Raw genomic sequence first — 15,250 nt, forward strand, 5'->3', positions numbered from 1 at the left:
GCCTACGGCCCCGGAAAGCGCGTGGTGCCCACGGGCGATATGCAGGCCGGCCCAAGCACCCTCACCCGCCGGAACCAGTTCAACAAAACTGCAACCACCGCCCCCGGGGCTAGGCCGGGCCGCCTTTTTGTATATTCGAAGCGGGATACACCGGGGAAAGACTGGAGAAAAAAGTCCGGCGGGCACCCTCTTTTTTCTATATCCGCATGGGGATCTTGTGCTATGAAAGTTTGTTTTGCCGGGCATGATACAATTATGATGCAATTATGTGCTGATATGAGAAAAGCACATGGGCCGGAAAGAAGCCGCGGTTTTGCACCATACACAGAGAGAAAGAAGGGGTCACTATGCTCAAGATTTTGATCGTGGAGGACGAGCAGGCCATTGCGTCCCTGCTCAAGCTCAGCCTGACCAAGGCCGGCTACTCCGCCGTGTGTGTCTATGACGGCATCAGCGCGGCGGATCTGCTGGAAAAGGAGCACTTCGATCTGATATTGCTGGATATTATGCTCCCGGGGGCCAGCGGCTATGACCTGATGGAGTATATCCGTCCCCTGGAGACGCCGGTGATCTTCATTACGGCCAAAAATTCGGTGGATGACCGGGTGCGGGGGCTCCGGATGGGGGCGGACGACTATATCGTCAAGCCCTTTGAGATCGTGGAGCTTCTGGCCCGGGTGGAGACCGTGCTGCGGCGGTACAACAAGGTGCAGAGCGTGATCGAGATCGGCGGGCTGAGCATTGATACCCGCTCCATGATCGTGCGGCGGGGGGAGCAGGAGATCCCGCTGACCCACAAGGAGTACGATCTGCTGCTGCTCTTTGTGCGCAATGTGGGGACCGCGCTGTACCGGGATACCATCTACGAGCGGGTGTGGGGCAGCAACTACCTGGGAGACAGCCGGACGGTGGACCTGCACGTGCAGCGCCTGCGGAAAAAGGTGGGCTGGGAGGACAAGCTCCAGGCCGTCTACAAGGTGGGCTACCGTCTGGAGGTGTGAGATGCGTTTTCAGACCAAGATCACGCTGTGTATCACACTGCTCATTGCCGTGGCGTTCGGCGTGGGCAACTGTATCCTGCTCGACCGGTCCTTTGAGAGCGCGCTGGCCCGGGAGCGCAGTGCCGCCTACTACACCTACCATATGCTGCTCTACTCACTGGATGCTGTGGATGCCCCGGGGGGCGCGGTGTCCTACGCGGATATGCACAACACCATCTACCAGCTGGACGCACAGGGAGGCGGATGGGCGGCCCTGCGGCTGAAGAGCGGCGATATGATCCTTTACAGCAGCCCGGACCACCGGGTATTCAACAGTACGCTGCAGGAACAGACAGAGCTGAACCAGTGCTCCACGGGCATTTTCCGCCAGGAGGACACCTGGTACCTTCAGGTGACCGGCCGTTTCTCCTGCGGGGGCGTGCCCTTTACGCTGGACGCCCTGTATGACCTGGGGGACGCCTACCGCACCCGGGAGACCCAGCTCAGGGACTACCGGGTCGCCTATGCGGCGGTGGTGGTGTTCAGTGCGGCCATGTCCTGGGTGCTCAGCCGGTGGATCACCGGCCCCCTGCGGGAGCTCTCCCGGGTGCTGCGGAAGATCACCGCCGGGGACCTGTCCTGCCGGGCCAGGATCACCACCCACGACGAAGTGGGGGATCTGGCCCGGGACCTGAACCACATGACGGGACAGCTGGAGCAGAATATGGAGGAGATGCGGCAGGCCATGCAGCGGCAGGAGCAGTTCATGGGCAGCTTCGTTCATGAGTTAAAGACCCCCATGACCGCCATTATCGGCTATGCCGATCTTCTGCGCAGCCAGACTCTCTCGCCGGAGGAGCAGCAGAGCGCGGCAAACTATATTTTTAACGAGGGGCGCCGGCTGGAACAGCTCTCGCTCAAGCTGCTGGAGCTTTTCGTCTCCCGGAAGGGGGATTTCGAGCTGCTGCCCTGCCGTCCCAGGGCGCTGCTGAAGGAGGTGGCGGGGACTGTGGGGCCTTCCCTGGCCAGGGAGGGGATCGAATTCCGCTATGAGTGCGGTCCCGGCGTGTGCCGGCTGGAGCCCGATCTGGTGCGCACGCTGCTGACCAACCTGATCGACAATGCCCGCAAGGCCATGGATCAGCCGGGCTGTATCCGGGTCCGGGGAGAGGTCACCCGGGAGGGCTGCCGTTTCACTGTCCAGGATAACGGGCGGGGCATCGCGGCGGAAGAGCTGGCCCATATCAGCGAGCCCTTCTACCGGGTGGACAAGTCCCGCCCTACAGGGCGAATACTGAGACGCAGGTGGAGCTGCTGCCGGACCCCGGCGCAGGCGGACAGCAAAAAACCGCCTCCGCAAGGGAGGCGGGAGCGTACCGGGCGGTGCGTCCTGAGAACGTGGAAATGCCTACGGTTCCCATCATCAACCTGTCCATGCAGAGCGTGGCGGAGATGAACGGTGGGGCCCTGCCGGAGACGGGAAATTCCCTGCGCAAGCAGGCCATCTCCCGGGCGAGGAAGCGGCTGGGGCTGGATGAAAACAGCGCGGCCTACATCCCGGCCAGCAACGTGATGCGCAACGGCGAGGAATATGTGCTGAAGATCACGCGGGCCTCCCTGAATAAGATGCTGTCTCCGGCAGATGGAAACCGAGTGCCTGCGGAAAGCATAGTTGTTCTTGACAATATTGAACGAATTGCCAACAACGGCGTTTGGTTCGACAGCCAGGGAGACCGCAAGGGACGAACGCAGATCAACGGGATCGACCATCTGAAAACCACAGTGTACATCGATGGCGCACCTTATGAGATCGATATGCGCGTCCGGCTGGTCCAGGAAAACGCACGCAGTGCACAGGAAAATGTCCTGTATTATTTCACACCGGAAGAAGTTGTGGCCATAAAAAAAGTAGGCACAACTCCTCCTACAGGTGAACGGCGTGCGCTCACCGGGGCCTCAGAGGGTGTGCCTACTTCTTCTGCCCCCATTATAGCAGATTCCTCCGCCAGTGGCAACACCCAGTATGCCCGGATGGGAGCGGAGTTATCCGGGATGGGGCAGGTGGAGATGATGCCGGGAGCGGATACCCGGACGCAGGTGCGGACGCTGCCCGACCCCGGCGCAGGCGGACAGCAAAAAACCGCCTCCACGGGGGAGGCGGGAACCGGGCTTGTTCCGATCACGGAGCAAAGTGCGGCAAGGCTTTCCAGCGGGAAAAACAACATCATTGTTAGAAAAACGAGTGACATTGTTTCTTTTGTAAGAAACGCGCTGAGGAAGAAGGGCGGGCCTGAACGCCTTTACATGGGGACAATACCGGACAGCGCGGCATCAACAATCAAAGTTGCTACAGGGATGGACGTGGCAGGATATACGGCGATTTTGCCAGGGGATTCTGTTCAGCACATCTTCAAAAACCATGGAGATGTGCTCACAGAAGATTCCAGGGGGCAGAAAGCGGTAACAGCAGAAGATGTTGCTCTCATTCCGCAAGTTATCTCATCTCCGGACAGCGTTTCGCTTTCCGGAGAGCGCGACGCCCTTGGACGGCCTGTGTTACTCATTTCAAAACAAATCGGGGGCACCTATGTCACGGCGCAGGCAGTTACGGATGGAAGGCATGCATTGACAACAAATTCCCTTTGGATAAAAAAAGGGAAGAGCACTGCACCAATCCCTGATGCTGGCATTACGGCCAGCCCCGAGGGCAACGCCCGAAGCGCACTGGTGAGAAGCTCTTCCGTTGACACCAGTATAGCGCAGGACGTGTCAGGTGTCAATGCCCAGTCTGCCCAGGCCGTTCCGGAATCATCCGTAGGCGCGGCGCGGAAGGGCTTCGACCAGTGGTCGGCCTTCCAGGGGACGCGCTCTGAGTTCTTCCCGGAGGGAGCTAACGCGGCCCGGCCGGTGGACGTGCCCACCACGGACCCGGAGGGGCGGAACATCCGCAAGACGGCCTCCACCGCCATGGGGGCCAAGGCAATCCCGGACGCGGTGGTAAAGGACATCGAGGACATGGTGCTCTCCGGGAAGCTCTCCTACGACCGGGTGACAGACAAGGCGTCTATCGGGCGGGCGAAACAGACCATCATTGACGAGGGCTTCCAGCGGGCGCTTGTGGAATTCTCCGCCAGCGTGCGGAAAGGCGTGGTGTCCAAGGATCTGGCCACGCTGGGCCAGCAGCTTCTGGTGAACGCGGCCAACGCGGGGGACGGAAAGGCCACCGCCGAGCTCCTCAGCCTCTACGCCCAGATGGAGACCACTGCCGGACAGGCGGTACAGGCGGCCTCCATCCTGCGGAAGCTGGACCCCACCTATCAGCTCTACGCGGTGGAGCGGACCATTGGGAACCTGCGGGAAGAACTGGCCAGAACACACCCGGACCTGGAGCTGACCATCGACCCGGCGCTGATCGATAAATTCCATCAGCAGAATGACCAGGCGGGCCGGGACGCGGTGATGGAGGAGATCTATCAGAACGTGGCCAGCCAGGTCCCCGCCACCTGGAGGGACAAGTGGAACGCCTGGCGGTATCTTGCCATGCTGGGCAACCCCAGGACCCACATCCGCAACGTGGTGGGCAACGCGGGCTTCCAGCCGGTGCGGGCGATCAAGGACGAGGTGGGCGCGGCGCTGGAAACGGCTGCGGAGAAGCTGGGCTTCCAGTTTGAGCGGACCAAGAGCTTTGCGGCCAGCCCGGAGCTCTACCGGGCGGCGTGGTCGGACTACCCCAACGCGGCGGAGGTCCTTTCCGGAAATAAGTACAACGACGCCCGCAGCGGGATCGAGTCCCGCCGGAAGATCTTCACCCTGCCGGTGCTGGAGTCGGCCCGGACGGGCAACTCCCGGGCGCTGGAGGTGGAGGACGCGCTGTTCAAGCGCGTGACCTACGCCGACGCCCTGGCAAAATACCTCAAGGCCAACAACGTAACGGCGGAACAGCTTACGGCGGGGACCGTGGACCAGGGCCTTTTGGGCCGGGCCAGGGACTACGCCGGGCGGGAGGCGCTGAGGGCCACCTATAACGACCGCAACGCCGTGTCGGACAAGGTGGTGCAGGTGGCCAGAGCGATGGGCCCCTTCGGGGAGGCGGTGCTGCCCTTCAAGCGCACCCCGGCCAACATTCTGGCCCGTGGCCTGGAGTACAGTCCGGCGGGGTTTGCCAAGTCCATCACCTACGACCTATACCAGGCCAAAAAGGGGAATAAGACCGCCGCTGAGGTCATCGACAACATGGCCGCCGGACTGACCGGGTCTGCCCTTATGGCCCTGGGCGCGTATCTGGCCGCACAGGGACTGGTGCGCGGCGGGGGCGACGATGAGAAGCAGGAGGCGCTGGACGATCTGGCCGGACGGCAGAGCTACGCGCTCAACCTGCCCGGCGGCGGCTCGGTGACGCTGGACTGGCTGGCGCCGGAGGCGCTGCCCTTCTTCATGGGGGTGGAGCTTGCCGAGGCCATTGGCCGGAGCGGCTTTACCGGAGACGGGCTGGTGACGGCCCTGGCAGCCTCCGCCGAGCCCATGCTGGAGATGTCCATGCTCCAGTCCCTGAACGACCTCATCGACAGCGTGTCCTACGCGGAGAGCAGCGGGAAGCTGCCCGCCATCGCGGGCTCGGCACTGGTGAGCTACCTGTCCCAGGCCATCCCAACCATCGGCGGCCAGATCGAGCGCACGGCGGAGGACAGGCGCACGAGCACCTACACCGACAAGAGCGCCCTGCTGCCCACAGACGTCCAGTACGCCCTGGGCCGGGCCAGCTCCCGTATACCGGGGTGGGACTACCAGCAGGTCCCCTACATCGACGCATGGGGCCGGGAAGAGCCCACGGGGACCCTTCCCATGCGGGCGATGAACAACTTCCTGAATCCGGCCTACACCTCCTTCACCAACGTGACGGCGGCAGACGCGGAGATCCAGCGCCTCTATGACCGGACTGGATACGGCAGCGTGGTGCCCAGCCGGGCCCCCAGGTTCTTTACCGTGGACGGGAAAGAGAAGTACCTGAACGGGGAGGAGTACGTCCGATACGCCAAAAAGCGGGGAGAGACGGCCTACAACGTTCTGAGCTACATCATCGAAAGCGGCACTTACCGGGCCATGAGCGACGAGGACAAGGCAGATCTGGTCTCCGACGTGTACCAGTATGCAGACGCGGTTGGAAAGGCCGCTGTGAGCGGCTATGAGCCGGATGGCTGGGTGGCCAAGGCCATGTCCAGCGGCGTCCCCGCAGGCGCGTACATGCTCTACCGGAGTACCGCGGACGCCAATGGGGACGGGACCGTCTCCGGAAGCGAGGCGGCACATGCCCTGCTGCCCCTGAGCGGACTGAACGACCGGAAGAAGGGCAAGGTATGGCAGTCCCAGGACAACAGATGGAACGAGGAGAAGAACCCCTTCACCGGTGCCCTTTCCGCCGCCGGGATCCCGCCGGAGACGGCCGCGGACATCCTGACGCGGTACGGGGAGATCGACCGGGCGGCGTACAGCGGCGATTCGGTCCCCCGGCAGAAGCAGACCGAGCTGTCCAAATATCTGGATGGGTTGGGACTGACCGCCGAACAGCGGGCTGTGGTGGACGAGACCTTCCGGTTCTACAGCATGTTCCCAGCCAAGGTCCTCCCTTACAGCATCGGCACCATGAGCGACGCCGCTCAGAAAAAGTGGCCGGCTGCACAGTCGTGGGGCATGAGCGAGGAAGACTATCTGAAGTACTACGCCATCTATTCCGGGGACGGGAAAAAGGCGGACAAGATCCGGAAGCTGCAGGAGGCCGGTATGACCCAGCGCCAGGTGAAACACTTCTATGAGATCATGGGCAGTGAGAAATAAGAAAGCGAGGTACATCCATGGAAGAACACATCAACGCCTGGAAGGCCGCCGTCACGGCGGTGCTGGGCGGCCTGACCGCCCTGTGGGGGTGGCTTGGCTGGCTGCTGCTGGGCTGGATCGCCCTGGTGGCCCTGGACTATATCACCGGCTCCCTGGCCGCCTGCAAGGAGGGGAAATGGTCCTCCAAGGCCGCACGGGATGGCGTCTGGCACAAGGCCGGTATGGTGGTGGTGGTCCTGGTGGCCGCCGGTGCAGACCTGCTGCTCTCCCTGGTGCTGGAGAACCTGCCGCTGGTGGAGCTGCCCTTTGCCTATACCGGGCTGCTGCTGCCGCTGGTGCTGGTATGGTACTGCATCACAGAGCTGGGGAGCATCGGCGAGAACGCCGTGCTCATGGGCGCACCCGTGCCCGCATGGCTCCCCCGGCTCCTGGCCGCCGGAAAAGACGCCGTGGATCAGGCGGGGGATACAATCTCGCCGGAGAAGAAATAAAAGAGGCCCGCCCCGCAGGATAGACTGTGGGGCGGGCCTTTTGTCACTGCACTTACGACATGTACAAATTTGTGCTGTTAGTTACAGGTTAGTTGCAAGTTGGTTACAAATTTTGCGTCTGAAACCATGTGAAGCCGCTGCGGCGCAATGGATACTGTTAGTTTTAGAATGGCATGAATCTATTACATTTGGATTAAATTATACGGCAGATACTTGCGTGGTAAGTGGAAAGGGTATAAAATAGAGCCAGCTTAAGGGAAAAGGAGGTCATTTTACATGGCATTTTTCGACGACCTGAAGAGTAAGGCGGCGGAGTTGACCCAGGTGGGTGTTGCCAAATCCAAGCAGCTGGCGGAGATCGCAAAGCTGAATCTGGCCAACAGCGGCGAGGAGGACGCCATCCGGAAGGCCTATATCGAGATCGGCAAGCTCTATTATGCCGAGCGTGGCATGGCCCCCGAGGCGGCCTACAGCGCCCTGTGTGAGAAGATCACCACCGCCAAGATCAATATCGAGGAAAACAAGGCCCGCATTGCCGAGCTTAAGGAAGAGGGCAGCATCAAGGATTCCGACGTGGAGTCCGTAGTCGTGGAGACCGAGGTCCCCGCGGAGGAGCCTACGGAGCCAGCCGCCCCCGTGGAGCCCCATGAGGACTGCGGTTGCTGCTGCGGCTGCGAGAAAGACAAGCCCCAGGAGTAAGCTCCCGGCGGCAAAAGACAATGAAAAAGGTCCGCTCTCCATTGGAGAGCGGACCTTTTCTTATATTCTTACAGGATGTGGCGGCCGTAAACATAGACGCCGCTATAGTAACCGGAGTTCAGGTTATCGATCTTGACGGAGTATGTATTGGTAGAGGCGTGGATAAACTGACCGCCGCCGATATAGATGCCCACATGGGAGACCGGCTTGCTGGTATTGGCGCGGAAGAAGACCAGATCGCCGGGCTGGAGCTGGCTCTTGGAAACCGCAGAGCCGTTGGAGAGCTGGGCGGTGGCGGTACGGTTGAGAGTCACGCCGAAGTGAGCATAGACATATTTGGTGAAGCCGGAGCAGTCAAAGGCGTTGGGGCCGTTTCCGCCCCAGGAGTAAGGCACACCCAGGAACTTCTTGGCATAGGCCACGATCTGCTGGCCCACGCTGGAGGAGGCTGCCACAGTGTCGTCACCGCGGGAAGAGACAGTATCCTTGGTGGTGATCAGATAATCGCTGCTGACATAACCGGTCTGATCGTTATAGGAGATCTTGTACCAGTTGCTGTCCACACCGATGATCTTAACCACGGCGCCGCTGGGCAGGGCCGTGACCTTGGAGGCATCGGTGGAGGGAGCGCTGCGCACATTGAGCGTAGCGCCGTCAGTATTCACCTTGCCGTAGCCGATGGCGGCGTCGGCCTTGTCGGAAATGGTGAGGTAGTCGCCGGACATATAGCCCTGGACCGACTTGTAATCCACTTTGTACCAGTTGCTGCCGGCGTCCTCCAGCACTACAACGGCGTCACCCTTGGCAGCGGTGGCCAGAATGGTGGATTCCGTGCTGGCGGCGGAGCGGAGACGGAGCGCGTCGGCGTTCACAGTGCCGACGCTGATGCTGGCGGCGGCCGCGCTGACGAGGCAGGCACAGGAGACAACGGCCGTAACGGCCATAACGCGCAGGAGCTTCACGGGCTGTATCATTGGTAACTTCCTCCGTTCAAACTGACGGCCACCGGAAAGCAGCCTGGATCTGTACGTTCGTGTTTTGGTAAAGCCTGAGTTACTTGCCGGCAAGCGCCCGGTCCAGCCACACGGCGGCCACGTCCATGGCGGCGTACAGGCTGTCCTTTTCGCTCTTCTTGACCACGCGGTCGCGGCTCTTCAGGTCGGGATCGGTGAGCTGGAGCTGCACCAGGACTCTGTTGGCCACATCCAGGTCCTGGACTTTTTTGGTGCTCAGGATTTGAAATATGATGATATATTTATCGGCCATGCTTCCGTAATAGATCAGATTGCCTTTACGGCGGAGCGGATGGCCCTTGTAGACCAGGGGATACTTCTCGTTTGCCATGAAAACCTCCAAAAACTCAACTAAAAACTGTAACCAAATTGTAACACATTGTTTCCAACTTGTCAAACATGAATTATGTTAATTTCCTGTTAAATCTACGGAAAATCCTTCCTGAAACGGACCCGGGCCTTCCGCTGTTTGCAAGAAGGGCGCGGAAACGGATGTGGGCGGCATGCAGAGGGAGGCTTGCTGTAAATCTGCCGAAATCCCAAAATCCTTGTATGTCATGCTGTATTAATAAAACGATAATATAGTATCCATATACAAATATTTTTTACATTTTACATTCTATTGACTAATAAAAATTCGAAAATATAATAGAATCAGGCATTGAGGAGAAAACGGATATCTTTGCCGAAAATCAGTGTTCCCGCCTGTGCGGCGGACATGAAACAGGGAGGAATGGCACAGATGAAGCAGATCTGCGATCTAAGAAGCTATCTGGAAGTACTCAGAGAGCACGGACGGCTGGCTGTAGTGGACCGCGAGGTGGATTGGCGGTATGAGCTGGGTTCCGTCCTGGCTACGCTGGAGTCCCAGGGACAGAGGGGCGGACTTTTTACCCGGATAAAAGAAAAGGAGGGCTCCGTGTGCGGCGGATTGCTGGGGTCCATGGACAATATCGCTCTGGCCCTTGGCTGCGGGAAGCAGGAGATCACCGAGCGCCTGGAACAGTGCCTGGAGCGTCCGGTCCGGCCCCGGGTGGTGGAGCACGCGCCCTGCCAGGAGCATGTGATCACCGGGGCGGATATTGATCTGACCAGGCTACCCGTGCCCATTCACGCTCCGCTGGACGGCGGCCCTATCATTACCGGCGGCGTAGTCGTGAGCCGGGCTCTGGACGGCCGGGCGCAGAACCTGTCTTTCCAGCGGATGCATATTAAAAGCCGGGATAAGCTGAGCATTTTTATCAATGAGTGGCGGCATCTCAAGGAATTTTATGAGGAGGCGGAGGGCCAGGGGCGGCCGCTGCCCATCGCTGTGGTCATCGGCGCCGATCCGGTGGTCTACATCGGCGCGGGCCTGCGCTATGCCGGGGATGAGCTGGAGGTGGCGGGCGCCATCCGGGGCGGCCCTGTGGATGTAGTCAAATGCGTGACCTCCGACGTGCTGGTGCCCGCCACAGCGGAATATGTCATCGAAGGCGAGATCCTGCCCGGGCTGCGCGAACCGGAGGACGGACCTCTGGGCGAGTTTACCGGCCATTACAGCAAGCCGTGGGACGTGCCGGTGCTCCAGGTCAAAGCCATTACACACCGAGACGCGCCCATCTATCAGACCATCAACGGCGCCTCCTTTGAGCATGTGGTACTGGGCAATGTGATCCCACGGGAACCTCTGCTGAAAAAATTCACTACCTATGTCAGCTCCGGCGTCAGGGATGTACATCTGCCGCCCTATGGATCCGGTTTCCTGGCCATCATTCAGGTGAAGAAATCCAATCCGGGAGAGCCCAAAAACATCGCCCTGGCCGCTATGGCGTCCTACGTGAACATCAAGAATGTCATCGTGGTGGACGAGGATGTGGATATCTATGATCCGGCCGACGTGATGTGGGCGGTATCCAACCGGGTGGTGCCTGAGCGGGACATTTTTTATGTGCCCAATTCCCAGGGACACGAGCTGGACCCCTGCTCCGACGAGCGGGGCATGCAGACCAAGATGGGCATTGACGCCACCCTCAGCGAGAGCAGCCGCTGCCTGCAGCGGGTACGCTACCCCAAAGTATCCCTGGCTGATTACGGCGTGTGAGCCATCTGCCCCGGAAAAAGAGAAACGTAAAAAACCTCCGGCCGTATACACGGCCGGAGGTTGCAACTGACGCAAAAGCAGGAGCACCGGCTGCCTATGCAGCCGGTGCTCCCGACGAAAAGGGCGGTCACTGCTCAAAGGAGGATTTGGGCAGAATACCGGCTTGTTTAAGAGAGCCGTCCTTGACGCTCTCCACCGCGCTGTCGATCTCGGCCAGCTGCTCGCTGGTGAGTTCGGCGCCGTGGCCATGGAAGTCACTGATGGAAATGGCACCTTCGTTGATGCCGAAGAGATGAAGCTCGGGCGTAAAGCTGCCGTCCAGACCGGACTCGATGATGGAGAAGATCATGAGCTGGTTGCTCTGGATCATGGACGCCTTTACGGTATCAGGGGCCACGTCGTACTGGTCGCTGATATAGCCGATATGACTGATCCCTTTTTCCCTGGAGGCCTCGATGGCGCCCAGGGAGGCGGAGTTGGCAGAGGCGCAGATCACGTCGGCACCCTGCTCGATAAAGGCCATAGCCATCTCTTTGCCCTTGGCGATATCGGTCATGGTCTCGGCACAGCCGGAGAGGACCTGGATATCAGGGTTGATATATTTGGCGCCGGCTTCAAAGGCCTTGGCGGCGTCCTGCATGTGGGGCGCGGTGTTGCCGATAATGACGCCCACCATGTTCTGCCTGGAATACTCGGCCGCCAGTACGCCGGCCAGGAAGCCGGTCTGGGGCGTGTTGAAGCGGTAAGCGCCCACGTTGGGAGCCTGTGCGCTGTTGCCGTTCATGATGGCGTAAATGGTATCGGGAAAGTCGGGGGCCACGGCCAGAGCCGCGTCGGAAAATTCGTTACCCACGCAGATGACCATATCATATCCCTGGGCGGCATAGTCCCGGAGAGTGGTTTCATAGTCAGCCAGAGCCACGCCCTCGGACAGGGCGGTCTCAATCTGGTACTTTTCCGCAGCCATAGTCATGCCCTCGTAGGCGGACTGGTTCCAGCCGGCGTCGTTCTTATAGCCGGGCAGGACCATGGCCACTCTGTAGGCGGTATCAGCGGGGGCCTGACTGGGCTGGGCGGCGGCGGAGGGAGCGGGAGCCGGAGAAGCGGAGGGCTTGGAGCCCTGGGAGGAGCAGCCAGCGGCCAGACCGGCCAGAAGACTGATGGCGAGAAGCGCAGAGAAGATCTTGTTCCGTTTCATTCTAAACCTCCTACAGATGATTCACGCTGGACAGGATGCCAGCGGCCGGAGCGCTTCCCGGGGCCGGCGGCTGCAGCGCGCCGGCACGGCGGAGGATGGCGCGTCATGCCCAAAAGTGGTAAAATGATGCCAAAGCGTTCATTTTACGGCGGTGACGGTCGTCCGGAAGGCCTTTACAAGTTTATCTTACGATTGGTACACACAGAAAGTCAATACGCGACTTATTTTCAGAAAAAACTTTGTAAATGACAACGAAAACGGCAGAATGAAAAGGGACAGAGCCGCGGTGCGGGCAGGATTTAAGGATGAAATAAGGAGAAGCACGGGCCAGGAAAAAGGACGGAAGCAAAGAAAGGAAGCGAGTGTTTTGCGCTATAAGATCGCGGTGGTGACCACCGAATATATGCAGACCCATATCAAGGCCTGCCTGGCAAAACTGGATCTGGACTGTGATTTTTCCATCTATCTCTATGACCCGTCGGATGATCTCTATGAGATATACCGTTCCATTCCGGACGGGGTGGCGGGGATCATGACCAGCGGCAACCGCTTTGCCCGGGCGATCCAGGAGAACGCGCCGGGGGACGACCGGGTCATTGTTCCACTGGCACTGGACGACGCCGCGCTCCACAGGCTGTTTTGGTACCTTCAGCGTAAAAGCGGCAAGCTGCTGGAGCCCGGACGGATCTACTGTGACTTCCTGGAGCGGATGCATATCTCGGTGGAAGAATTTCTGGCGGAGGATTATGGCGGCTCTCTGACCCGGGCCATGAATATGGAACGGGAGGAAGAGCCGGGCGAGAACCTGCAGCTGAGCGAGATGATGCAGTACCGGAAGCTGTTGGCGGTGTGGAAAACGGGGGAATTCGATACCATTGTCACCCGCTTCAGCGGGCTGATCCCCCTGCTGCGGGAGCAGGGTGTACGGGCTTATTGTCCCTATCCCAGCATTGACAATGTGCGCAGCACCTGCCAGCTCCTGCTGCAGGAGGCCCAGCTGCGGCAGATGCGGGAAAATCAGCCCGCCGAGATCCACATCAACATATGGCTGACCAATCCGGCGTACAGCATTGAGCCGCTCTTTGAGTCCCAGTGTGCCCTGCTGCAGCAGGCGCTGGCAGAGTTCTTTTCCGATGCTGAGAGCCGCTATATCCTGCGGCGCAATCATTTTGGCTTTGTGGTGCTTACCGGCCGGAAGATGGTGGAGGCCTATACCGGACATTACTCGGTGTGCCGGCTCAGCAGCTTTTTAGCCAGGAGGCTGGATTTTAAAGTATCGGTGGGATACGGTATCGGCAGGAATACCTATCAGGCGCGGGTCAATGCCATCAACGCCACGCGGGAGTCCAAGGTCCTTGGACACAGCTATGTGATGGACGAAAATGACAAGCTCATCGGGCCGCTGGCAGTCCGGGATCAGGGCGGCGCCGTGGTCCGGCCCGCCACGTTCTCCTTTCTGGCTGAACGTGCGGGACTGTCGGAAGGTACCGTGGCCCGGGTGCTGAACGTACTGGAGCAGATGCCCAATCAGCGCCTCACCTCCGGGGAACTGGCCCAGGCCCTCTCCGTCGCCCGGAGAACGGCAAATTATTTCCTGAGCGCCATGTGCCAGGCCGGGATCCTCCGCGTGGTGGACGAGCGGAGACAGGGCCGCGGCCGGCCGGAGAAAGTGATGGGCCGGGCGGATATGCTGGGGCCTGTCAGCACCGCAGAGAGCGGGTGAACCCGGCAAAAACGAACAGAGAGAGAAACCTCCCCCGGCGCGTCTGCGCCGGGGGAGGTTTGTATCTGCGGGGCGTTCGGGGCGGCTTACCGGGACAGCCAGACCAGGTTTTTGTCGCTGACGAAATTGGGCACGCTGTAGAGCACCAGGGCCTGATCGATCCCGTTTTCGGCGATATACTGGCTCACCGAGAGCTTGTAGTACCGGGGGTCCACCAGGTGAATCTCGGAGAAGTGGGCGGTGAGGAAGGGAACCAGACTGTCGGTATAGGAGTCCCGGACGATCAGCAGTTTGGGCGCATCGGTGTGAGGAGTGCGGACGACGCACAGGGACTGGTTGCCCCCCAGGAACATGGAGTACTTGTCCTTGACGGAGAGGAAGGAGGTGTCGTAGAGGGAACGGGCCTCCTCCACGGGGTTGCCCTTGGCGTCGTAGGTATGGGAGGTGACGGTAATGCCGTCATCGGGCACATAGGTCTCGATGGAGTCGGGCCGGACCCAGCGCACGCCGGAGGAGGAGTAGACGGTGCCGTAGAAGGAGTCGCTCCGGGTGGTCTTTGTATAGTCCGACAGGGGGACGGCCTGCATGCCCATGGCATCCATCAGGGCGGTGTAGCCGTAATAGGCCCCCAGGCTGGTCCAGTGGTGGTCGGTGCGGTAGTAGATGTCCTCGTTCTTGTGGGCGGTCATGGCGCTCCAGGTGTCGTAGACCCGGGCGCTGGTGAGGGTGGAACCGGCCTGGTCAATGACCACCTTCTGGCTGGCGTTGGGGGCGCCGTCGGGTAAGCGGTCGGCCCAGACCTCTGCCGCGCCGGGGATGAGGGAGAACAGGACCGGGACCCCGGCCTTGGCGGCGAACTGGTCCACGTACTTCAGATTGGCGGCCACCTGGGCGGCGTCGGGGGTATCGAACCGGGTGATGAGGGTGTCGTCCTTGCAGAAATAGACGCCGTTGTTCTCCTGCTTGCCCATGAGCCGCTCGGTGCGGGCCTTCAGGTCCACCCAGGCGTCCCGGCCGGGGAACTGGTCGGTGGTGTAGGTCTCAAAGTCCGACATGAACTGGCCGCTGAGCACCGAGGCGGCGGAGAGCTCGGGCATCTGCTGGAGGGCGCGGTTCTCCAGCGGGGAGAACTCCTGATCCGGACAGACGGCGCCGGCCACCAGAAAGACGGCCAGAAAGGCGGAGAAGAGCGCGGTAATGAAAATACAGTAGCGTTTACTCATGAGACGGA

The 15,250-nt window shown here is 60.4% G+C and carries 11 protein-coding genes and 1 pseudogene; 8 read left to right on the forward strand and 4 right to left on the reverse strand.

The window, feature by feature from the left end; all coding sequences use genetic code 11:
• The first annotated feature begins 347 nt into the window (after positions 1–347).
• From ACTNBZ_RS12335 to ACTNBZ_RS12360, 6 genes and pseudogenes are all read left to right on the forward strand, one after another.
• Complete coding sequence (locus tag ACTNBZ_RS12335; protein ID WP_441210290.1) at positions 348–1,001, forward strand: response regulator transcription factor; 654 nt, start codon at positions 348–350, stop codon at positions 999–1,001.
• A 1-nt stretch (position 1,002) separates the two neighbouring features.
• Positions 1,003–2,436, forward strand: a complete 1,434-nt coding sequence (locus ACTNBZ_RS12340; RefSeq protein WP_441210292.1) for a sensor histidine kinase — start codon at positions 1,003–1,005, stop codon at positions 2,434–2,436.
• A gap of 116 nt (positions 2,437–2,552) precedes the next feature.
• A pseudogene (locus ACTNBZ_RS12345) lies at positions 2,553–3,632 on the forward strand (hypothetical protein); the annotation flags it as partial.
• 114 nt (positions 3,633–3,746) lie between these two features.
• Positions 3,747–6,812: a hypothetical protein gene (locus ACTNBZ_RS12350; RefSeq protein ID WP_441210343.1), complete on the forward strand. Its 3,066-nt coding sequence runs from the start codon at positions 3,747–3,749 to the stop codon at positions 6,810–6,812.
• Positions 6,813–6,829: 17 nt separating this feature from the next.
• Entirely contained in the window at positions 6,830–7,303 is a 474-nt protein-coding gene (locus ACTNBZ_RS12355; protein WP_441210294.1) for a phage holin family protein, read from the forward strand.
• Between the two features lie 276 nt (positions 7,304–7,579).
• A complete protein-coding gene (locus ACTNBZ_RS12360; protein ID WP_441210296.1) occupies positions 7,580–8,002 on the forward strand; it encodes a serine proteinase in 423 nt (140 codons plus the stop codon).
• Between the two features lie 68 nt (positions 8,003–8,070).
• Here ACTNBZ_RS12360 and ACTNBZ_RS12365 read toward each other — a convergent pair whose 3' ends face one another.
• Positions 8,071–8,976, reverse strand: a complete 906-nt coding sequence (locus tag ACTNBZ_RS12365) for a C40 family peptidase (protein ID WP_441210298.1) — start codon at positions 8,974–8,976, stop codon at positions 8,071–8,073.
• Positions 8,977–9,055: 79 nt separating this feature from the next.
• Positions 9,056–9,346 carry a hypothetical protein gene (locus ACTNBZ_RS12370; RefSeq protein WP_441210300.1) on the reverse strand — a complete coding sequence of 97 codons (291 nt, stop codon included), beginning with the start codon at positions 9,344–9,346 and terminating at the stop codon, positions 9,056–9,058.
• A 411-nt stretch (positions 9,347–9,757) separates the two neighbouring features.
• Between ACTNBZ_RS12370 and ACTNBZ_RS12375 the strand changes: the two genes are divergently transcribed.
• Positions 9,758–11,098 (forward strand): UbiD family decarboxylase, encoded by a 1,341-nt coding sequence (locus ACTNBZ_RS12375; protein ID WP_441210302.1) that lies wholly within the window; start codon positions 9,758–9,760, stop codon positions 11,096–11,098.
• 127 nt (positions 11,099–11,225) lie between these two features.
• Here the strand turns inward: ACTNBZ_RS12375 and ACTNBZ_RS12380 are convergent, their stop codons facing one another.
• The gene (locus ACTNBZ_RS12380) at positions 11,226–12,296 is read right to left on the reverse strand and encodes a BMP family protein (protein ID WP_441210304.1); all 1,071 of its coding nucleotides are present in this window, start codon (positions 12,294–12,296) and stop codon (positions 11,226–11,228) included.
• A 367-nt stretch (positions 12,297–12,663) separates the two neighbouring features.
• On the opposite strand from ACTNBZ_RS12380, the gene ACTNBZ_RS12385 reads away from it, so the two are divergent.
• Positions 12,664–14,019 (forward strand): winged helix-turn-helix domain-containing protein, encoded by a 1,356-nt coding sequence (locus ACTNBZ_RS12385; RefSeq protein WP_441210306.1) that lies wholly within the window; start codon positions 12,664–12,666, stop codon positions 14,017–14,019.
• Positions 14,020–14,105: 86 nt separating this feature from the next.
• Here ACTNBZ_RS12385 and ACTNBZ_RS12390 read toward each other — a convergent pair whose 3' ends face one another.
• Complete coding sequence (locus tag ACTNBZ_RS12390; RefSeq protein WP_441210308.1) at positions 14,106–15,242, reverse strand: DHHW family protein; 1,137 nt, start codon at positions 15,240–15,242, stop codon at positions 14,106–14,108.
• Between the last annotated feature and the right edge of the window lie 8 nt (positions 15,243–15,250).

This window comes from Pseudoflavonifractor sp. HCP28S3_F10 (genome assembly GCF_052065415.1).
Classification (GTDB): Bacteria; Bacillota; Clostridia; order Oscillospirales; family Oscillospiraceae; genus Pseudoflavonifractor_A.